Genomic DNA, 19771 nt, shown 5'->3' with positions numbered 1-19771 from the left:
TCACTCCCGAACCACGCCACACTCGGTTCCGGTGGATGGCCAATCCTTACCGGCTCGGGACTTGCACCCGGTGGGCCACAACAAGGAGTTTCCGATTCGCTTATCCGTCCGCTATCTTCCTCTCCTTCCAGGCTTTGCCTGGCGCAACGAAACGATGATCAAGGCCATCAACAACTTCCCCCCTTTAACTTCCCCCCTTTCGCAAAGGGGCCAGGGGGGGATTTCGGACGGGATCGCTCACATCAGCAAACAATTGATGAGCGCTTTCTTAGCAAGTTATTGAGTTAAAAATGAAAATGGCTAAGCGGGATACCGACGAGGGCAACCTCCTTGTGCTGGCTGTGCTGGCAAGTCTGGTCGGCCTTGGTGCTGGGCTGACCGGCGGCCTGTTCCGGATGTCATTGCAATGGGCAGATAGGGAACGGAACGCGCTGATCGAATGGGCCCATGGGCAGTCGTGGCTCGGGGTCGCGGTCATCGTCGGAGGGGCTGCGACAGCCACCTGTATCGCTGCATTTCTGGTGCGACGGCTTGTGCCGACCGCAGCGGGCAGCGGTATCCCACATATCGAGGGCGTACTCAAGGGCGGGCTCACGCCTGCGCCGCTACTCCTTGTCCCGGTCAAGTTCGTCGGCGGCGTGCTTGCGATCGGGTCCGGGCTGGCCCTTGGCCGAGAAGGGCCGAGCGTTCAGATGGCGGTCAGCCTGGCGCATTGGGTTGGACAGACCTTCCGGCGCACCCAGGCTGATTGCCTGGTATTGATGGCCGGTGCGGGCGGTGCCGGGTTGGCAACCGCTTTCAATGCGCCACTGGCCGGGGCGATCTTCGTACTCGAGGAACTGGTCGGACGATTCGATCCCAGAATCGCTGTGGTCGCGTTGGGCGCCTCTGCCAGCGCCATCAGCGTTGCGCGCCTGCTGCTCGGGGACGCGACCGCCTTTGTGTTGCCCGACGTGACCGCCGGCGGCATGGTGGTCAAGCCGTTCTACATCCTTCTCGGCCTTTTCACCGGGGGGTTGGCCATTTTTTACAACCGAAGCCTGCTTGCATCGGTTGCAGCAATCGAGCGCCTGGGCTGGCAGCCCGAGACACGGGCGTTTGTGATTGGCGCCAGTGTCGGTGCCCTGGCATGGTTCGCACCGGACCTCGTCGGCGGCGGTGATCAGATCACGCAGCGGACCTTGAACGGCGCCGAAGTCATTTTGATGCTCCCCTTGCTGTTTCTTTTGCGCCTGGCGCTCGGAGCCGCCTCCTATTCAGCAGGGACGCCAGGCGGGCTGCTGGCGCCGATTCTTGTGCTCGGCGCTCAAGCCGGCTTGTTCTTCGGGCTCGCCTGCCGCCTCCTGTTCCCGAGTATCGAGATCGACCCCGAAGCCTTCGCCGCTGTTGCCATGACGGCTTTTTTCGCGGGCGTCGTGCGCGCACCGGTGACAGGGATCGCGCTGGTCACCGAAATGACCGGCAGCGCGACCCTGTTGTTGCCGATGGTCGCCGCCAGCTTCACGGCGATGGTGGTCCCGACATGGGTCGGAAATCCGCCGATCTACGATTCGCTGGGACGCCGCGCCGCGCGGTCAAATCCTTCACCGACGCCTCAATGATAATCGGCGCTGGATCCAGGCCGAATTCCGCGAGCAGGCTGCAGACGGGCAGGATCGGCGCCATGCGCAGCGCCCGCCGCACCAGCTGCGGATCACTCCATGTATAAGGAGGGCGGAACCTGCACTTCTTGCGTGAGGGGAGCGCCCGGCGGGCGCGTGCAAGCCCTCTACCTTTTTCGATGAAGCGTCCGACCATCCAAGACCATCGGGATCGGGATCGGGATCGGGATCGGGATCGGGATCGAACCGACGATAGCGATCCCGATTCCGATAGCGATTCCGATGGCATGAGTCGTCGGTCTGAGGCGCAGCCTGGCTAGAATCCTTGAGGGCGCAAAATGCTTGCAGATGAGTCAAATTTCGATGAAGCGTCCGACTATCCAAGACCGTCGGGATCGGGATCGGGATCGGGATCGAACCGACGATAGCGATACCGATTCCGATAGCGATTCCGATGGCATGAGTCGTCGGTCTGAGGCGCAGCTTCGCTAGGGATTGCGAAAGGCGGATTGCGAAAGGCGATCAGGGGATTCTTGGCGTCTGCCTCCAAATCGCTATCGCAATCGGGACCGAAATCCTTCACTTAGAAAGCGTCCATCAACAACTTCCCCCCTTTCGCAAAGGGGGGCTAGGGGGGATTTCGGGCGGCATCGCTCGCATCGGGAAACAATTGATGGACACTTGCTTACCAGCGGAAGGTCGCCCCCAGCGTTGGGCCAGTCATGCGCAGATCCACGTCATGCTTGTCGTTGAAATCATAAGAGAGGCTACGGATAGAGAGGTTGACATCGCCCCAGTCGAAGGCGTAGCCCAGGCCCAGCAGTGCCTGCCAGGTCCAGTTCGATGAGCCAGTGCCAACGTCCAGGTAGTAGGGCATGTACCAGCGACCCTCACCGAACCGGACCTGGCCCTTGACCCCGATGATGCCGTCCCACTCGGTCAGTTCGCGGGAGCTTCGCGCACTGGTATCGATAACACCGTCGGAGCCAATGATGTCCAGCTTGAGTTCGGTATCGATCCCGACGTAGCGAAACCCGGCCAACAGATCGAGGTTGAATTTGGGATCGTGCACCATGGTTCGGGCACCGGCCATCGTCCAGACGGTTGCCGAGAGGCTGGTGGTGGCGTTGCGGTCGATGCTGCTCAGGGACCGCCCCTCGAGACCGGTGATGTTGCGTACATGCGAGCGCTGATCGCCGAAATCGATGTAGATGATGTCGGTGAACACCGACCAATCGCCCTTGCGTACCTCGCCGGTGGCCATAGCGCCGAACTTGAGGTTTTGCAGATAGTCGTTTGGACCGATCTCGGTGCTGGCGCTGAAATCGCCGAGATCAGACCCGAGCACGTGTCCGTTGATCGTACCGTTGGCATTCGGCAGCCAGAGGTAGGGCGTTAGCGTGAAATGCCAGCCACCGTCGTAGGGATCGACCTTGTCCGCTGCTGGGGCGATGGCCGGAGACGCCGATAGGCCGAGCACCGCTAGGGCGGTTAGCGTCCGATGGAGGGGTATGGTTACGAGCATGACTTATTCCGTTAACGCGTGGATCAATGAGGCCGCCCCGAGCGCCAAGTGTTGCGCTATGCAGGCGTTGTCGCTCAGGGCTGGGATAGAAATTTGGAATCATCGCTATGATAGCCAGATGTCGACCAGATATGGTCTTAGGTTTCATCGCCTCGGTCTAACCATTTCACGACAATCTGCCGGGTGTCCCCGTCCGAGCCCACCACGGAGACAGCGACCTGAATATCCCCGTCGTACGGGCGCAGCATCTGATTCACGCGATCGGAGTCCTCCGAGACCTTGGCGTGCCGGTCGAGCGAGCGCTGGAGCGCTCGCGGGTCCCTGTTTTCATTGAACAAAGGCCCGACGCTTACGTCAGCTTTCCAGGCGCCCTCGACGGGGTTTGGCGGCCGTGTCCAAGCACATGCATCGGGAGAATCGCGCTCAGAAGATCATCGTAGCGGCCCCGATGGACGGGTGCAGGTGCGACTTCAGTCCCCGAGTTTCCAGACAGCTTCTAAAGTTGCTGCGCCCATACATGCTGCAGGATCACGAACAAGAACGCCGTCGAACAGCCGAACAACAGCACCCCGTGAATGGCGATCAAGGGCCCGAGTTGTCGCCAAGGCCTTGGCAGCACGACATCGCCATAGCCAAGCGTGGTGGCGGAGGTGGCGGCAAAGTAGATGCCTTCCAGCGTGCTCGGGAATAGCCGGGTCCAGCGCAGAAAAAGGCCCCATGCCGCCGCTTCGATGAAGTGGGCTGCGAACAACACAAAAAAGCAGCCGAGCAGGGCGGCCTCGCCAGCAAGGCGACTAAGATGCGCCAACAGCCATGCCTCGTGACCAAACAACTCGCCCACCACATCCAGGATCACGACAACGTGAAAAGAGAACAGCAGGAGCGCGAGCAGTAATGCGAGGAGATAGACGCTACCAGGCTTGCTTGGCGGAAAAGGGCGATTTCTGTCAAGGTTCGTTCCCCCTGACGGGTCTTGGCGCCCGCGTTCGGTATCGGGGAGGGAGGCAGTCTGCTTGCTGGGCTCACCCTTGGTTTCCTTGAGGGCAGGCGTCAACCCCGCGCCATCGATCACAGGGGTCTCCGTCAAGCCTTCAGGTTCTTCCTTGCCCATGCTCGCCTGAGGCCGATAGCGATCGAACGTCTGACGACGCAGCCAGCGCCAAGCCACGACGGAAATGGTGATAGACAACGCAGTCACCAACCAGAAGCCAAGCGGATTATGTTCTTCGGGGATACCTCCGATGTTCATCCCAAGCAGGCCGGTAATGAAGCTCAGCGGCAGGAAAACAGTCGCGACGATGCTCAGATCGAGACTGGAGCGTGTCATGGTGTCCGAGCGTTGCGCCTCGATCTGATCCGCCAGCATCTGTAACCGCGTGCGGCATTCATCCAACCCGCCCAAGTAGCGCGTCACGTGCCTCGACGCCCGATCCAGCGTTTCACGATCGTCGGCATCCAGCGCCAGGGCAGGATCGGTGGTCATGGGCGCGAGCACCTGCTGGGTGGAATTCAATTGCCGTCGGGTGCGAAAGATTCGGCGCCGAATCGCGCTCAGCGTCTGCGGGGCTGGCATTGAACCACCGTCGAGCAATGCATCCTCGAGGTTATCGATGTCTTGAGTCAGGTCGTAGATGACCGCTTCCATCCGGTTGGTCATTGCCGACACCATGAACCCCAAGAGATCGACTGCCGTCACCAGCGACCTGTCCGACAAGAGGTTCTGGCGTAACTCATCCACGGCGGTGAGCGCCCCGGATCTTACCGTGACCGCACGGCTGGCGCCGATCAGCAGCTTCAAGTCAGCGAGATCGATGACATCTTCAGTCGCACCGGGACGCGGGGTTTTCACGCGCAGCAAGGTGCCGTCAGGCACTTGTTCATAATGGTTGAAGCGCACAGGCTCCAACAACGCCTGTCGGGTCTGCTCCGTGATCTCCTGCCACGCCATCAGCCATTCGCGATCAGCGTCGACGGCCATATCGATATCGAACCAGGTGACGCCGCCGGCGGCGCCGTGATCTGCGGCTTTTCCGGGACCGAAACGGGTGATCTCAGGCATAGCGGATGATCTTGGGCTGATTGGAAAACAAAACGCTAGAGTTTGGTGTTGCCTTCAGGGCCGCGCTTGCCAACGCAAGGCAGCATCTGGGCCTCGGCCTCAGGCTGCGCCAAGAAGGCACGGCCGATCTATCGATGGTTTCCCGATGCGAGCGATGCCGCCCGAAATCCCCCTAGCCCTCCTTTGCGAAAACAAGGGGGGAAGTTGTCGATGGACACTTTCATCAGTCCCCGCATGGCCACGCCCGGTTGAATCAGAAGCACGCAAACGGCCGAGATTGCGAGAACTGACGGGACCATCAAGATCAGGGCAATTTGCCCTTACCCCGAATCAGCGCGCCCGGGTTGCGTTCGAGGTAGTCGGCAAGCACGCGCACCGAACGGGCGGCGCGTGCCACCTCTTGCAAGGCCTTGCTCAACTCTATCTGGGCGGGGGCATTCGGCCCGAGCAAAGTGGCATCGGTGTTATTCAACACGCGCTCGGCGGATGCTAGGGCGCGCCGGAACTCGACGAGGCCGGACTTCAACTCCGGGGTGACGCCGGTATCGATGTGATCCACGGCCTTGTCGATGTCCTTGATCGCGTTATCAAGCGTCGCTAGGACCTCTTTGATCTCGTTACCGATCGCCTCGAATGGGATCTTATCGACCTTGTCCAGAATACCCGTCACCTTGTCCTCGAGATTGGGTAGGGTACTTGGGACAGTCGGGATCACCGGCATCGGTACGTCCCAGTCGATCTCGACCTTGGGGGCATCCGGGACGTAGTCGAAGGCGATGTAGAGTTGCCCCGTGACCAGGCTACCGCTGCGCAAGTGGCCGCGCAGTCCACGCTCTTCGATCAGCCGTTGCAAGAAGGCGTGGCTTTGTTGCTCGTCACCGAGGATCTGCTTCGACTGCTCGGCCTGCGCACTGCGCAGGCGTGCGACGAGCCGCTCCGGATAGGCGACAACCTCGACACGGCCGCGCAGCACCAGGGTCCCGGGGTCCATCTCAAAGCCGACGTCGATTACCTCGCCGGCCTCCAGACCGAGCAAGGTCACTGGCGCACCCACGGACAGCCCACGTAGGGAGTCGTCGAAATAGAGCACATAGTGTCTGGCGATGGCATCCGGTTGCTTCATCGCGGTGGTCCGGTCCGCAAACAGGGGGAAAGCGCTGTCGGCGACGGCAGGCTCACCGGCGGTGAGGAAGGTCGGCGTCTCAAACGCAACCCCGCCGATCAGCAGGGACACCAGTGATTGGGTGCGCACGTCGACCCCATCCGCGCCGAGCGAGACGTCCAGGCCGCTGGCATTCCAAAAGCGTGTCTCCGCGCTGATGAATCGATCATAGGGGGCGTTGACGAAGACCTTGAACTGCACTGAATCGCCGTCGGCGGCAAGCTTAGAGGCAATGACCTGGCCGACCTGCAGGCGACGGAAATAGAGCGGCGAGCCAATCCCCAAGGAGCCCATGTCCGCAGCCGTCAGCTCAAATTGCTTGCCCGGCTGATCCATGGTGATCACTGGCGCGACCTCGAGCCCGATAAAGCGACGCTGGCTCTCTGTGGACTTGCCCTTTTCGAAGCCGATGTAGTTGCCTGATAGCAGTGTGCCCAGACCGGAGACACCGCTCAGCGTGACGCGCGGCTGAACCACCCAGAAACTGGCGTCTTGCACCATGAGATCCTCGGCATGCTTGTCGATCTTCGCCGTGACCAGCACCTTGGAGAAGTTATCGTGCAGTTCCACCGCGGAGACCTCGCCGATCTTCACGTCCTTGTACTTGATGAAGGTCTTGCCGGCCTCGACGCCCTCGGCGGACTTGAACAGGATGGTGATGGTCGGCCCCTCGTTCAGGATCCGATTGACCGCGATGCCGACCGCAACGAGCGCGGCAAACAGCGGAATGAGCCAGACCGCCGAGACCCGGCCACGCCGTTTGGGTGTCAGGGTTGCGCGCGGCAAGCTTTGGCCATCAATGACTTCAGCCAAGGTTGGACTCCTGTTGCGGACTGTTCTCTTCCAATGGGATCGATTCAGAACCGGCACCCGAAAGGGCATCCCAAATCAGGCGCGGATCGAAGGTGCTCGCCGCAATCATCGTCAGCACCACCACGGCGGCGAAAAACAGCACACCAGGTCCGGGCTGCACAGACATCAGCGGGTCCAGTTGCACCAGCGCGACCGTGAAGGTGTCGACGAAGACATCCAGCATCGACCAGCGGCCGATGAACTCTACCATGCGGTAGAGCCGGGTTCGCTCCCTGCTGCCCTGCATCGAGCCGCGCTGAACCGTGATCAGCAAATAACTCAAGGCAACCAACTTGCCCAGCGGAACCATGACGCTCGCGATCAAGACGATCAGCGCCAGCGGCCAGGACCCGGAGGTAAATAGGAACACCACACCGCCCATGATGGTGTCGTACTCGGTCGAACCGAGCGTGGTGGTACCAAGCACGGGCAGCATGTTCGCCGGGATGTAGCAGATTGCGGCAGCGATGACGAGCGCCCAGGTCCGCTCGATGGAGCGGTGACGGCGTGATTCGAGCGCGCTTCCACAGCGCGGACAATAGCCAGGCTCGGCCACGCTCGCCGGCTGGGCCAAGAGTCCGCAGGTCTCACAGGACAGCAATCCGGCCTTGTTCGCGGTCAGGGGGGCTGACGTCATGCAGCGGACCCTGCGGATGGGGTCTCACCGGTGCGGGGTTCTGAGCCGCCGATCACATCAGGCGCTGGCTGGGATGCGAGTTCCCCTTCGGGAGCGGGGCCGGATTCTGGATCAGATGCGTGCCAGGCCACCCTCGCCCAGAGTTCCTCGGTATCGACGCTGCTCAGGATCGCGGGAAAGAGCAGCATCAAGGCACCGACGGCATACATCCCGATACCGGCCTCCACCTTGGCCAAGTCCGCGATCTTGATCAGCGCCACCATGATGCCAAGCATCATCACCTCGGTCATCGCCCAAGACCGCGCCCGCTCAGCCCAGCGCAGCATGCCGCCGACCCAACTGGGGGCTGGCGGTCGACGCACCGCGAACAGCACGATCAACAGGAAAAGCAGATATCCGGCAGGGGCGATGACCGCGCAAAAGGCCACGATCACGGCGGTCACCTCCTGTCCCTCGAACCACATCTGATAGGCGCCGCCGATGATCGTCGTACTCGCATGCCGACCGACGGCAGACAGCCCCATCAGCGGCGTCGTATTGGCCACGACCAGGACCAGCAAGGCAGCCAGTCCGAGCGCGAGAGGGCGTTCGATCGGATCGGCTGGACGGGTGGCAAGCGTGCAACCGCAACGACAACAGCTTGCCTTGCCTCCAGGCGGAAGGTCGGGCAGCACCTGCAAGAGGTCGCACTCATGGCAAGCGACTGGCGTCATCTCGCCACCGATGCGACTACCCTCGGGCATGCTGCGGCCCGGTCGGCCCACGCTCGATCAAAAGTACCAAAATTGCAAAAACCACAGTCAAGACAGCGGGATCTCGATGGCTATAGCGTCTGACACCTCTGCAACCGCGACGCCTAGCAGATTGCTGAAGCTGAATCTATTGAAACTGCTCGCTCAACATTCTATGCCACATCGCCCAAACTGACACAAGCGGTGCGTCCATTTGCCCTGAAATGGTCGATCCTGACCGAGGACGGCACGGCAAACTCCAACCATCATTTTTGCAATCCAACCAGCTGATCGTCTCTGATGCGACGCTGAAACTCAGCGGCGGCGGGCACCCCATGCAGAACTCCTGACATGCGCTGCTGAATAATTCACAGCCAAGGTGTCTCCGTTTTCCTGATGCCACGAGCCGCATTACTGATGCGATGAAGGGTTTGCGATGGGTCTCGCCGGATTCCGCACGATCGCTACCGAAACGCTCCTCGACGATCGCTTTAGCAAGCGCCCGGCGGACGTTAGCGAAGGCATACTCGATGGTGCTGAGTGAGGAAGGTGAGACGGGGTCAGGCCGAGCAGGTACTTCGTTTATGCACCAGAACAAAGGATGCCTGCGTTCGATCTTGTCACCTTGCGCGACATGGCACTGGAACTATTCTCTCTAAGCAAGCGTCCATCAACAACTTCCCCCCTTTCGCAAAGGGGGGCTGGGGGGATTTCGGGCGGCATCGCTCGCATCGGGAAACAATTGATGGACACGTTCTAAGAGGATATCCGGTTCAGAACTTGCTTCTAAAGCACAAGCATCTGTAATTTCTTGAATATATCGCTGTACTCTAACACCACAACGATTCGGCGATTGATCCTTTAGATGTTGTAAATTATATAATTTCCAGGCTTAGGCATATTCTGTTCCGGATATCCTCTAAGGCAAGGGCTCACCCGCGCCTGCCTTCGGTTTGGAACCGCCCTGCTCGGAGCCGTCCTGCCGGAGTCACGTCGCTCGACGCTGGCCTGTCTTTGCGCCCTGAGCTTGCCCGCATTTGCTTCACGAGGGAAACGCCATGCATCAGCCGAATCCCATCAACATTCGCTCGATCGACCATGTCGTGATCCGCGTCACCGACCTCGATGGCATGATCGCCTTCTACAGGGACGTGCTGGGCTGTCGGCTCGAGCGCGGCCCCGGCGAACTGCGGCTTGCGCAACTGCGCGCCGGGCAGTCGCTGATCGACCTGGTCGATAGCAACAGCGCGCTGGGTCGACAAGGCGGTTCTGCGCCCGATCACGGGGCACCCAACATGGATCATGTCTGCCTGCAGGTACAGCCCTGGGATGCCGACGCCATTGGCGAGCATCTGCGGCGTCATGGCGTGGCAGTGGGTGAGGTCGTTACGCGCTACGGCGCCGCCGGTACGGGCCCCTCGCTCTATCTCCAAGACCCCGAAGGCAATAGGGTCGAGCTGAAAGGCTGAGGGGTCGATGTAGGCGATTGCTGCAGGGCCGTCGTCCACCGCGTCCGCGACAGCATGCGTGGCGGCCCGGTCGCGAGCCAAGGCTCAAGCGCCTCCGTCCATGACGCGAGCGCGATGCTCGCGCGGACTGATGCCGCGCACCCGCTTGAAGGCGCTGCTCAGCGCATACGGCGTGCTGTAGCCGACCCTCGCAGCCACCGAGCCCAGGGTTGCCTTCGGCGCGCTCAGCAGATCGGCGGCCAGCGCCAAGCGCCATTCGGTCAGAAAGGTCATGGGCGGCTGGCCGACCACCTCATGGAAGCGCCGCGCAAGGGCCGCCCGCGAGACCCCAAGCCGCTGCGCGAGACGCTCCAGCGTCCAGGGATGCGCGGGATCTGCATGCAGCAGCCGCACGGCGTGGCCCACCACCGGATCGGCTTGGGGCGGAGATGCCCCTGGTGTTGATGCCTCGGGTCGGGCAAACCAGGTGCGCAGCACGGCGGTCAGCAGTAGGTCGAGCAGGCGATCCAGCACGGCGGCTTGACCGGGCCTGTCCTCGCTCATCTCGTCGCAAAGCAGTGCGACCAAGGGCGAACTCCATTCATCCCGCGTCAGCGACAGCAGCGGCGGCAGCGCCTGGCGCAGACGCGCACTGATGTCGCCCGTCGCCTCATAGGCTCCCACCAGCATCAGCGTCTCACCCTGAGGATGATTGCCCCAGGTCCGCACGCCGAGCGTCATCCGCTCGGATAGCGATTCACCCTCCGGCGAGCGGCAGTGCTGCCCCGGGTGGATCACGACCCTGGTCGGCGTACTCGGGTCATCGGCGACGCTGTAGTGGTCGGGACCGCGGGTCACCGCCACGTCGCCCATCGCTAGCCGCACAGGCGCCCCCGCATCGGGGATCACCCAGGCATGTCCCCGCACGACGGCAAGCAGGGTCAGTGGCGACTCGGCCAGGATGCGCAGTGACCAGGGCGGCGACAGGCTGGCGCGCAGGGCAAAGGCGTCGCGGGCGCGGGGGCCGCCGAGCAGGCTGGTGAAGGGGTCCATGCGCGCAAGTTTAGACGATGGCGTATGAATCTGAGCCGCTCAGCCATGGGCCAAGCGGACAGCAGCGTCCAGACTTGTTCTCCAACAGATACGCGTTTGATCAACCCTCTGGAGGAGACCACTGATGACCCCGCACACAACGGCCGCACAGACTGGAACCACAGTCGTCATCGGCGCCGGTAGCAAGACCGGACGCCGGGTCAGCGAGCGCCTGATGGCCGCAGGGATGCGCTTGCGTCCCGCCTCGCGCTCGACCGCGACAGGCTTCGACTGGGAGGACCCGGGCACCTGGGATACCGCCCTGACCGGTGTTGCGGCCGTCTACATCACCTATCACCCCGATCTGGCGCTGCCCGGCGCCGCCGACACCATCGGCGCTTTCGCCGACCTCGCGGTGGCCCGCGGGGTGCGACGCTTGATTCTGCTCTCCGGACGTGGCGAGGCCGGTGCTCGGGCGGCTGAACGGCGCGTCCAAACCTCAGGCGCCGACTGGACAATCTTGCGCTGCGCCTCCTTCAATCAGAACTTCGAGGACCTCCTGCGCGAGGCGGTACGCCACGGGGTGCTCGCCATGCCTGGCGGGCAGACCTTAGAGCCCTTTGTCGATGCCGAAGACATCGCCGATGTGGTCTACGCGGCCCTGACCGACGACCGCCATCTCGGACAGCTCTACGAACTCACCGGCCCGCGCCTAATGACGCTCGCTGACGTCGCCACGGAGCTGAGTGCCGCCGTTGGACGTGCGGTAGGCTATGCGCCGGTCACGCCAGCTGGATTCGCGCAGGCGCTCACCGCTCAGGGCCTCCCCGGGGACCTGAGCGATTCCATCGCACAGCTGGTCGCGGAGGTGCTCGATGGGCGCAACGCCTATCTCAGCGACGGTGTTCAGCGTGCGCTCGGGCGCCCACCGCGCGATTTCCGCGACTATGCCCGTGCCACGGCGGCGGCCGGTGTCTGGGACCGAGACGAGGTGGCGGCGTGAGCGTCCTCGCGCCGGTCCTCGCCATCCTCTGTGCGCTGGGCGCGGCGACCGTGGCAGGAGTCTTCTTCACCTTCTCGACCTTCACCATGACGGGTCTCAAGCGCCTGAGCGCAGCGCATGGGATGGTCGCCATGCAAGCGATCAACGCCGCCGCGCCGAGCCCCGTATTCATGTTGCTGCTCTTCGGGACCGGCGCCGCCTGCCTGGCGCTCGGCGCACACGCGGGCCTGAATCTCGACCAGCCCGGCGCTGCGCTGCGGGTGATCGCGGCGGCACTCTATATCGCAGGCGTCGTGCTGCTGACCCTGGGCTACCACGTGCCCCGCAATAGGATCCTGGCCGGTCTCGATCCGGACAGCAGCGAGGGTGCCGCCTACTGGGCGCGCTATCAGCGGGAATGGGTGCGAATGAATCACGTGCGGACCGTCGCGCCGCTGTTCTCCGCGCTCCTGCTGATCCTGTCTTTGTAGCTCGGCTGGATCCCGGATTTCAGACAGCCTCTCAACACAAAGGGCAGACTCGAGCGGGACAGCAAGACGCAGAGGGTTCTTGCATTACAGCCATTGCAGCATTCCCAATCGGCCGTCGCAGGTTTCCGGGACTTGGCTGATTGACTTCCCCTGGAAGTGCCGGCTCTGCAAAGCGCTTCTCTCGGCCTTGCCTCGACGTGATCCGCCTCAACCTCCTCAACAGAGAGGGTCTGAACTGCTCACGTCGCGCTCGTCAGAGGTGATCGACGAGGCAGTTCAGGCCAAGATTCCGAGCGCGACGCGACCGCCGGGGTACGACGGATCGGCCGCGCCAGGCAACAGGTAGCCAGTTATGACTGAGACCGACGCCGACGCCAACCCATTGATGACCGGCCGGAGCGAGGAACTCTTTCCACAGGCCTGCACCCTCGTGATCTTCGGCGGCGCCGGCGATCTCTCGAAACGCAAGCTGATCCCGGCGCTCTACAACCTCGCGCTGGACGGCCTCTTGCCGACGCAGTTCGCGGTGATCGGGTTCGCCATCGATGAGCTGAGCGACGAGGCGTTTCGCGACTTCGCGCGTGACGGCATCGAACGCTTCTCGCGTCGCCAGCTCGACGAGGAGGAGTGGCAAGATTTCGCCGAGCATCTGTTTTATCAGCAAGGGGATTTCGGCGAAGCCGCCGCCTACGCCGCGCTCAAGGCAAGGGCCGCAGAGATCGAGCCGCGCTTCGGCATCGCCGGCAGCCGCCTCTACTATCTTGCGATCCCTCCGAGCTTCATCGACACCTGTGTATTCGGGCTCAGGGACAGCGGCTTGGTCGCACCTGCGGATCAGGATCTACCCTTCACCCGTCTCGTCGTCGAGAAGCCCATCGGGCGGGATCTCGAGAGCGCGCGCGGCGTGAACCGGTCGCTGCAGGCCTGCTTCGCCGAGCATCAGCTGTATCGCATCGATCACTACCTCGGCAAAGAAACCGTCCAGAACATCCTCGCGATGCGCTTCGGCAACTCCATCTTCGAGCCGCTGTGGAACTCCAAGCACATCGATCATGTGCAGATCACGGTGGCCGAGGCGGAGGGTGTCGGCACCCGTGCAGGTTACTTCGAGACCGCCGGGGTCCTGCGTGACATGGTGCAGAATCATATCCTGCAGCTGCTGTCGCTGGTGGCAATGGAGCCGCCCTGGAGCATGCGCGCCGATGTGATCCGCGACCGCCGTCTCGACCTGCTGCAGTGCCTGCGTCCGATGCTGAGCCACGAGGTCGACCGGCAGGTGGTGAGGGCGCAGTACGCCTCAGGCTTCTTTCGCGGCAAGGACGCTCCGGGCTACCGCCGCGAGGAGCGCGTCGCGGCGGACTCCACGACCGAGACCTTCGTCGCCCTGCGCCTCTTCATCGACAACTGGCGTTGGGCCGGCGTGCCGATCTACATCCGTACCGGCAAGGCGATGCCGAAACGCGTCAGCGAGGTGGCGGTGCAGTTCAAGGCGGTCCCGCACATGCTGTTCAACACCGACACCGACCATCCGTTGGAGCCGAACGTGCTCGCACTGCGCATCCAGCCGGACGAGGGATTGTCCCTGCGCATCGGCACCAAGCTGCCGGGCCCCAAGGTCAAGATCTATCCGGTGAAGATGGACTTTCGCTACGGATCGACCTTCGGCGATCAGTCGCCGGAGGCCTACGAACGCCTGCTGCTCGATGTCATGGCCGGTGACGCCACACTCTTCATGCGCGACGACGCGGTCGAGGCCTCTTGGCACTGGATCCAGCCCATCCTCGATGCTTGGGCTGCCAGTGGGGAGCGCTGGCTGCCGGAATACCCGGCGGGCAGTTGGGGTCCGATCGAGGCCGATCGGCTGATCGACGCCGACGGCCACGCCTGGCGTCGGCTCTGACAACGGCTGGAGTGTCATGAACCATTCCGTTGAGCACTACATAGACCCCGTCGAGATCGAGCGCGAACTCGCCGCGATCTGGGCGTCGATCAGCCGCCATCAGAAAGATGGCGGCACGGTGACACGGGCCTCGATGTCCAACGTGATGATGTTCTGCGATGGCGAGGAGCAGGCATTGGACGCTGCCGAGCGGATCCCTCGGCTGGTGCAACATCACCCGGCGCGGGTGCTGGTGCTGGCACTGATCGATGAGCACTCTACCGATGAGGTGCGGGCTTGGGTGACGTCGCACTCTCGACAGACCGGCGACGGCCAGCAGGTGTGCGCCGAGCACATCGAGCTTCGCTTCGGCGCGGGCGGCGCGGAGCGCGCGGCGTCGATCGTGCGCTCGCTCTTGATTAGCGACCTGCCCGCCGCGCTCTGGTGGCTCAGCCCGCGGCCGCCGGCGCTCACCGGCCCAGTGTTCGACGCCTTTGCCCCGATGGCTAACCAGATCATCTACGACAGCATCGGCTGGGCGGACCCACCGCGTGGCGTCCTGGCGATGACCCAATGGTCGAAGAACAATCGCACCGTGATCTTCAACCTGGCGTGGCGCCGACTGAAACCCTGGCGGCGGATTCTGTCCCAAAGCCTGTCCCCGACCATAGTCCCAGGCGCGCTGCAGCGTATCGATTCGATCGAGCTGCACCACGGACCACATGCGCTGCCGCTGGCATGGCTACTCCTTGGCTGGCTGGCCTCGCGTCTCGACTGGAAACCCCAAAAGGGCCTGGCCACATCGGGCAAGCAGCTGATCTGGCAGTTCACGTCGCCCAACGGGCCGATCCGGATCGCGGTGCATCGCCGTGACGAGGGGCCACCGCGCATCGATCGGATGCGGATCGCCTGGCGGAGTGGTGATGGTCAGCCTGCCAGCCATGCCGACTATCAGCATGAGGGCCATCACATCCGCCACTTCCCGGGAGACACCACCTTGCGTCCGTCATCGATACCCACCGTGGATCAGCGCCTCGAGCAGATGGTTGCCGCCCAACTCGCGCACCGCGCCGGTGATGCCCTATTCACCGCGTCGATTGCGTTCTCCGAAGCCATGGCCAAGGTCGTCAAATCGGCCAACGCACCGACAGCAAGCCAATAAGCCTGTAGGCGCCACCGCCTGACGCAAGCAGATCGGAGGGGTTGAGGCTTGCATGGTGTTGGCGAGATGAAGCCTAGGGCACTCTATGGTGATTGGGCTACAGCGGACATTTGCCTCGCGAGCGCGGCCGACCGCTGTTACGGCACGCCGGTCAGTCGGGTGGCCTGGCTCAGTGGCTGATCTGGGTCGGAAACCGTCCCTCGAAACTGAATGGTCGCCACTGCTATTTGCTCAAACCCTCGGAGGGAACAGACGATGTCGACGTCAAACACTCGGCACGCGCGTCCCACCGGCCATCTGCCGTGGAACAAGGGCAGGCAATCGCGTGCGGAAGAAGCATATGGATTTTCAGCGATCTAGAGTGTCAATGGTGGGACAACATATGCGCAGAAGGGCTTCGAATGCGGCCCCAAGGGCAGATGGAGCCAAGACGCCCCGGTCCCTGAGCGAAGTCGCGAGGACCGGGGAAGAAAGACCTAGCGCATGTGCTGTTGCATCAGGGCGAGAATGCGCTGACCGTTTGCCGACTGCTCAGGCTTGCCATTCTCATCAAGCACGGTCACGCGCGACTCCGCACCATCCCCCGTGACCTTGATTTGGTACTTACGCACCTTGTCGGGATCGTCATCCTTACGCCAGAAGGCCAGGCGAGAGAGCATACCCGGCTTCTTCTCGCCGCGCGGAGGTGGCCCGCCCTCGGGGCCACGCCGGCCGGCGTAGCGCACATAGTAGACGCCACTGCTCTGGTTGCGGTCCTCGACGGCAAAGCCCGCGCGATCCAGCGCCAGCCCAGTCCTGCGCCACGCGCTCCGATATTCCTCGGAGAGCACCAGCACTGGGACACCGCCCTCGGTCACCAAGCGTGCATTTGGACCCGCCGGCGCAGCACTGTCACCCGTCGCGGCGACGGCCGTCGAGGCACGCTGCTGCGAGGCACCGAGGTAGACCATCAGCCGACGCAGCATCTCGGCCTCTTTCTCCGTGTCTGTCCCGCTGGGCTCCCAGATGGTGCGACTGCCGTCTCCGATGGCGTTGGTCACCAAGCGCTCGGTCATGCCGCGCTGCGTCAAATGGATGTCCGTCGTCCCGGCCTTGACCCCTTTCTCGATCCTCAGCGTGTATTGATCCCGCGTCGACGTGGAATAGGCGCCCTCGACGACCTTGCTGACCATGCGTGTCACGAAGTCCTTGCGAATCTCCGCGCGGTTGTCCAGCCAGTCGGTCCGCATCAGCCCAATGGTTGGATCCTGCTCGACGAGGAGAATCCCCTGCTGACGCCAAAAGGAGACCGCCTTGGGCCAAATGGCTTGCGGGGAGGCATCGGCCTGGATCCAGCGATCGTTACCGCGCCGCTTCAGCTCGACGCTCGGAACCTCAGGCAGGACGTCTCCGCTGGTGGCGACGCGTTGGCGTTGCGCACGGCCTCCGCTGTACTCGGAGTATGTGGTCGGGGCACCGCTGCCATCCGGGATGTCGAGCGCGTCATTGTAAGTTCCCGCAGTCAGGTCTGGCGGGATCTCGAGATTGTCGGCGGCCTCGCGTTGCTGTTTGTACACGAGCCGCTGATCCGGCACGGCATCACTGATCGAACTTGAGCTACAGCCCATGAGCTGGGCGAGCACCACCAAGGTCGCGAGCAGGGTAAGGCGCTTGAAACGCGGTCTAAGAATCATGGTTATCTCAATGGCAGTGGCCATCCAGCGCTCATCAGCGCCCCAAGCCTCAGAGCAGACCTGCATGGCTCATGGCGCGGCGGACTCTTTCGTGGCAATCATCGCTCAGCCAGGTCAACGGCAGGCGAATCCCTTTCGAACACAGGCCCATCTCGGCGACTGCCCATTTTACGGGAATGGGATTCGACTGCACGAAGAGGTCGTGATGGAGCGGATCGAGTTTGGCGTTGATGGCTAGCGCGCGCTCGCGGTCACCACGCAGGGCGGCCTCGCACATATCCTGCATTTGGCGCGGCGCAAGGTTGGAGGTCACCGAGATCACGCCGTCGCCGCCGAGCAGCATAAACTCGCACCCGGTCGCGTCATCCCCACTGTAGATCGCGAAATCCGGACCGCAGCGCTCGCGGATCATCCGCACGCGGCTCAGGTCTCCCGTTGCCTCCTTCACGCCGATGATGTTGTCGACCTCGGCGAGCCGCGCCACGGTCTCCGGCTGCATATCACAGGCGGTCCGACCGGGAACGTTGTAGAGGATCTGGGGAATGTCGACGGCCTCGGCGATGGCCTTGTGATGGAGATAGAGCCCCTCTTGGGTGGGCTTGTTGTAGTAGGGCGTGACCAGGAGCGCGGCGTCCGCGCCTGCTTCTTTGGCGCAGCGCGTGAGCAGGATGGCCTCGCGCGTCGAGTTGGCGCCCGTTCCAGCGATGACCGGGATCCGCCCCGCAGTCAGCTCGACGGTCCGGCGAATCACCGCGCAGTGCTCGTCCTCGTCCAGGGTCGCGGACTCGCCGGTCGTGCCAACGGAGACGATGGCGACCGTTCCCTCGGACACATGAAAATCGACGAGACGTTTCAGGCTCGCGTCATCGACCTCCCCCTCTGCGTGCATGGGGGTAACGAGCGCAACGATGCTGCCGCGAAACATGCTCCAACTCCACTTATCGAAGGCGTAGAACGAAAGTGGCCATGGTAGCTTGCGCGGCTAGGCGGAGACAACTCGCTCAGGTGCTCGGGATCGGCGAGCGAGTTCCGCAGGCCTGCCCCTGAGCAGTGCTGAAAGCCCCTTGCCCTCAGGCAAAGGCGTCCTGGCAGAGCGTTAGCAAGGCCGCCGGAAAGACGCCGAGCGCGAGCAAGACAAGCCCGTTGATGGACATGGCGACACGTACGCCGCCGGTGGTCACCAGCAGGGGTGCGTCGTCGGCTGGCTTGTCAAAGTAGATGAACTTGACGACACGCAGATAGTAGAAGGCACCAATGATGGAGAAGAAGACGGCGACGAGCGCAAGCCACACCATATCGACGCGCACCACGGCCTCGAGCACCAGCAGCTTCGCCATGAAGCCAACGGTCGGCGGCACACCAGCCATGGAGAACATGACGAGCGCCATCATGGCTGCATACCAGGCATCGCGATCGTTCAGCCCCTTCAGATCTTCGAGCCGCTCCGCGTCGAAACCCTCGCGGCTGAGGATCAGCAGAATCCCGAAGGCACCTGCCGCCATGACGGCGTAGACGATGGAGTAGAACATCGCGGAGGCATAGCCTTGCTCCGACCCAGCCAGCAACCCCAAGAAGATGAAGCCGACATGAGAAATGGTCGAATAGGCCAGCATGCGCTTGATGTTCGATTGCGCGATGGCGACCAGATTACCCAAGCCCATGGAGAGCACGGCCAGGATGACCAGCATCTGATGCCAATCCGGATGCAAGCTGCCCAAGCCATCGACCAGCATACGGATGGCGAGTGCAAAAGCGGCGATCTTGGGCGCGCTGCCGAGGATGAGCACCGAGGGGGTTGGCGCGCCCTCATAGATGTCGGGGACCCACATATGGAAGGGCACGGCACCGAACTTGAAGCCAATCCCAATCACCAGGAAGGCGATGCCGAACACCAGCACCTTATTGGACATGCCCTGCTCCGCCACGGCCTGTGCGACAGGCGCGAACTCGATGGATCCGGTCGCGCCATAGATCATGGAAACGCCGTAGAGCAGCATGCCGGAGCCCAGCGCACCCAGCACGAAGTACTTCATGGCCGCCTCGGCGCCCTTCTTTGAGTCGCGGTCGAAGGCGACGAGGGCATAGAGCGAGAGGGCCTGCAGTTCCAAACCGAGATAGAGCGGCAGGAAGCTGTTGGCCGAGACCATGATGAGCATCCCGAGAATCGCGAAGAGGCCCAGCACGTAGAACTCGCCGACCAGCATGCCGCGATCCTGGAGCCAGGCGCGGACATAGACGAATGCCAAGAGGCTAACGATGAGGATGGCGCCCTTGAGCAGATCGCTGATGTCGTCGCGAATGAGGTTGCCGTCAAAGAAGACCTGAGGCTCACCCCCGCCGACGGCCCCGGTCAGGACGATCGCGATGGCGATGCCGATCAGTGTCAGGGTGTGATTGAGCCCCTTTTCGTGCTCCTTGAGATAGAGATCGACCATGAGGACCAGGCTCGCGGTGATCAGGAGCGTGATCTCCGGCAGGATCGGGATCAGATTGGCGGCGTCGAAATGCATGTTCTTAGTCCGATTCGATTAGGCTCG

Annotated in this window: 16 protein-coding genes; 7 read left to right on the top strand and 9 right to left on the bottom strand. The window is 62.7% G+C overall.

Going from position 1 to position 19771, the window contains the following annotated elements; all coding sequences use genetic code 11:
* Both G3480_RS27865 and G3480_RS11650 read left to right on the top strand, forming a co-directional pair.
* Positions 1-283: hypothetical protein (locus tag G3480_RS27865; protein ID WP_206171679.1), on the top strand; the 283-nt coding region annotated here is incomplete at its 5' end.
* Positions 284-290: 7 nt separating this feature from the next.
* Positions 291-1601 (top strand): ClC family H(+)/Cl(-) exchange transporter, encoded by a 1311-nt coding sequence (locus G3480_RS11650; RefSeq protein WP_164654060.1) that lies wholly within the window; start codon positions 291-293, stop codon positions 1599-1601.
* A gap of 685 nt (positions 1602-2286) precedes the next feature.
* Here G3480_RS11650 and G3480_RS11640 read toward each other — a convergent pair.
* The 5 genes from G3480_RS11640 to G3480_RS11615 form a co-directional block, all read right to left on the bottom strand.
* Complete coding sequence (locus G3480_RS11640) at positions 2287-3126, bottom strand: hypothetical protein (protein ID WP_164654059.1); 840 nt, start codon at positions 3124-3126, stop codon at positions 2287-2289.
* 496 nt (positions 3127-3622) lie between these two features.
* A complete protein-coding gene (locus tag G3480_RS28325; protein WP_240905765.1) occupies positions 3623-5185 on the bottom strand; it encodes a CorA family divalent cation transporter in 1563 nt (520 codons plus the stop codon).
* Positions 5186-5489: 304 nt separating this feature from the next.
* Positions 5490-7160, bottom strand: coding sequence for a PqiB family protein (locus G3480_RS11625; RefSeq protein WP_164654058.1), 1671 nt, complete (start codon positions 7158-7160; stop codon positions 5490-5492).
* Positions 7153-7836, bottom strand: a complete 684-nt coding sequence (locus G3480_RS11620; protein ID WP_164654057.1) for a paraquat-inducible protein A — start codon at positions 7834-7836, stop codon at positions 7153-7155. Before G3480_RS11620 ends, G3480_RS11625 begins: the two co-directional genes overlap by 8 nt.
* Positions 7833-8579, bottom strand: a complete 747-nt coding sequence (locus G3480_RS11615; RefSeq protein ID WP_240905764.1) for a paraquat-inducible protein A — start codon at positions 8577-8579, stop codon at positions 7833-7835. The genes G3480_RS11620 and G3480_RS11615 overlap by 4 nt, the downstream gene beginning before the upstream one ends.
* Before the next feature lie 1046 nt (positions 8580-9625).
* On the opposite strand from G3480_RS11615, the gene G3480_RS11610 reads away from it, so the two are divergent.
* Positions 9626-10036: a VOC family protein gene (locus G3480_RS11610; RefSeq protein ID WP_164654056.1), complete on the top strand. Its 411-nt coding sequence runs from the start codon at positions 9626-9628 to the stop codon at positions 10034-10036.
* Between the two features lie 84 nt (positions 10037-10120).
* Here the strand turns inward: G3480_RS11610 and G3480_RS11605 are convergent, their stop codons facing one another.
* The gene (locus tag G3480_RS11605; protein WP_164654055.1) at positions 10121-11068 is read right to left on the bottom strand and encodes an AraC family transcriptional regulator; all 948 of its coding nucleotides are present in this window, start codon (positions 11066-11068) and stop codon (positions 10121-10123) included.
* A gap of 124 nt (positions 11069-11192) precedes the next feature.
* On the opposite strand from G3480_RS11605, the gene G3480_RS11600 reads away from it, so the two are divergent.
* From G3480_RS11600 to G3480_RS11585, 4 genes are all read left to right on the top strand, one after another.
* Positions 11193-12050, top strand: coding sequence for an NAD(P)H-binding protein (locus G3480_RS11600; RefSeq protein ID WP_164654054.1), 858 nt, complete (start codon positions 11193-11195; stop codon positions 12048-12050).
* Positions 12047-12520 (top strand): anthrone oxygenase family protein, encoded by a 474-nt coding sequence (locus G3480_RS11595; protein WP_164654053.1) that lies wholly within the window; start codon positions 12047-12049, stop codon positions 12518-12520. The genes G3480_RS11600 and G3480_RS11595 overlap by 4 nt, the downstream gene beginning before the upstream one ends.
* Before the next feature lie 352 nt (positions 12521-12872).
* Complete coding sequence (gene zwf, locus G3480_RS11590; RefSeq protein ID WP_164654052.1) at positions 12873-14420, top strand: glucose-6-phosphate dehydrogenase; 1548 nt, start codon at positions 12873-12875, stop codon at positions 14418-14420.
* 16 nt (positions 14421-14436) lie between these two features.
* Positions 14437-15561, top strand: a complete 1125-nt coding sequence (locus G3480_RS11585) for a glucose-6-phosphate dehydrogenase assembly protein OpcA (RefSeq protein WP_164654051.1) — start codon at positions 14437-14439, stop codon at positions 15559-15561.
* A gap of 476 nt (positions 15562-16037) precedes the next feature.
* On the opposite strand, the gene bamC is transcribed toward G3480_RS11585, so the two are convergent.
* The 3 genes from bamC to nuoN form a co-directional block, all read right to left on the bottom strand.
* Positions 16038-17234: an outer membrane protein assembly factor BamC gene (gene bamC, locus G3480_RS11580; RefSeq protein ID WP_240905763.1), complete on the bottom strand. Its 1197-nt coding sequence runs from the start codon at positions 17232-17234 to the stop codon at positions 16038-16040.
* 49 nt (positions 17235-17283) lie between these two features.
* A complete protein-coding gene (dapA, locus tag G3480_RS11575; protein ID WP_164654049.1) occupies positions 17284-18159 on the bottom strand; it encodes a 4-hydroxy-tetrahydrodipicolinate synthase in 876 nt (291 codons plus the stop codon).
* Between the two features lie 145 nt (positions 18160-18304).
* Positions 18305-19744, bottom strand: a complete 1440-nt coding sequence (gene nuoN / locus G3480_RS11570) for an NADH-quinone oxidoreductase subunit NuoN (protein WP_164654048.1) — start codon at positions 19742-19744, stop codon at positions 18305-18307.
* Positions 19745-19771 lie beyond the last annotated feature (27 nt).

The organism is Thiorhodococcus mannitoliphagus (assembly GCF_010915725.1).
GTDB lineage: Bacteria > Pseudomonadota > Gammaproteobacteria > Chromatiales > Chromatiaceae > Thiorhodococcus > Thiorhodococcus mannitoliphagus.
The sequence above is the reverse complement of the archived record's forward strand: the minus strand, read 5'-3'. Positions and strand labels throughout refer to the sequence as shown.

What these genes read in the sequence shown, in the direction of transcription:
- G3480_RS11650 (WP_164654060.1), top strand. Translation starts at nt 291, where the DNA reads ATGAAAATGGCTAAGCGGGATACCGACGAGGGCAACCTCCTTGTGCTG.
- G3480_RS11640 (WP_164654059.1), bottom strand. Translation starts at nt 3,126, where the DNA reads ATGCTCGTAACCATACCCCTCCATCGGACGCTAACCGCCCTAGCGGTG.
- G3480_RS28325 (WP_240905765.1), bottom strand. Translation starts at nt 5,185, where the DNA reads ATGCCTGAGATCACCCGTTTCGGTCCCGGAAAAGCCGCAGATCACGGC.
- G3480_RS11620 (WP_164654057.1), bottom strand. Translation starts at nt 7,836, where the DNA reads ATGACGTCAGCCCCCCTGACCGCGAACAAGGCCGGATTGCTGTCCTGT.
- G3480_RS11615 (WP_240905764.1), bottom strand. Translation starts at nt 8,579, where the DNA reads ATGCCCGAGGGTAGTCGCATCGGTGGCGAGATGACGCCAGTCGCTTGC.
- G3480_RS11610 (WP_164654056.1), top strand. Translation starts at nt 9,626, where the DNA reads ATGCATCAGCCGAATCCCATCAACATTCGCTCGATCGACCATGTCGTG.
- G3480_RS11605 (WP_164654055.1), bottom strand. Translation starts at nt 11,068, where the DNA reads ATGGACCCCTTCACCAGCCTGCTCGGCGGCCCCCGCGCCCGCGACGCC.
- G3480_RS11600 (WP_164654054.1), top strand. Translation starts at nt 11,193, where the DNA reads ATGACCCCGCACACAACGGCCGCACAGACTGGAACCACAGTCGTCATC.
- zwf (WP_164654052.1), top strand. Translation starts at nt 12,873, where the DNA reads ATGACTGAGACCGACGCCGACGCCAACCCATTGATGACCGGCCGGAGC.
- G3480_RS11585 (WP_164654051.1), top strand. Translation starts at nt 14,437, where the DNA reads ATGAACCATTCCGTTGAGCACTACATAGACCCCGTCGAGATCGAGCGC.
- bamC (WP_240905763.1), bottom strand. Translation starts at nt 17,234, where the DNA reads ATGATTCTTAGACCGCGTTTCAAGCGCCTTACCCTGCTCGCGACCTTG.
- dapA (WP_164654049.1), bottom strand. Translation starts at nt 18,159, where the DNA reads ATGTTTCGCGGCAGCATCGTTGCGCTCGTTACCCCCATGCACGCAGAG.
- nuoN (WP_164654048.1), bottom strand. Translation starts at nt 19,744, where the DNA reads ATGCATTTCGACGCCGCCAATCTGATCCCGATCCTGCCGGAGATCACG.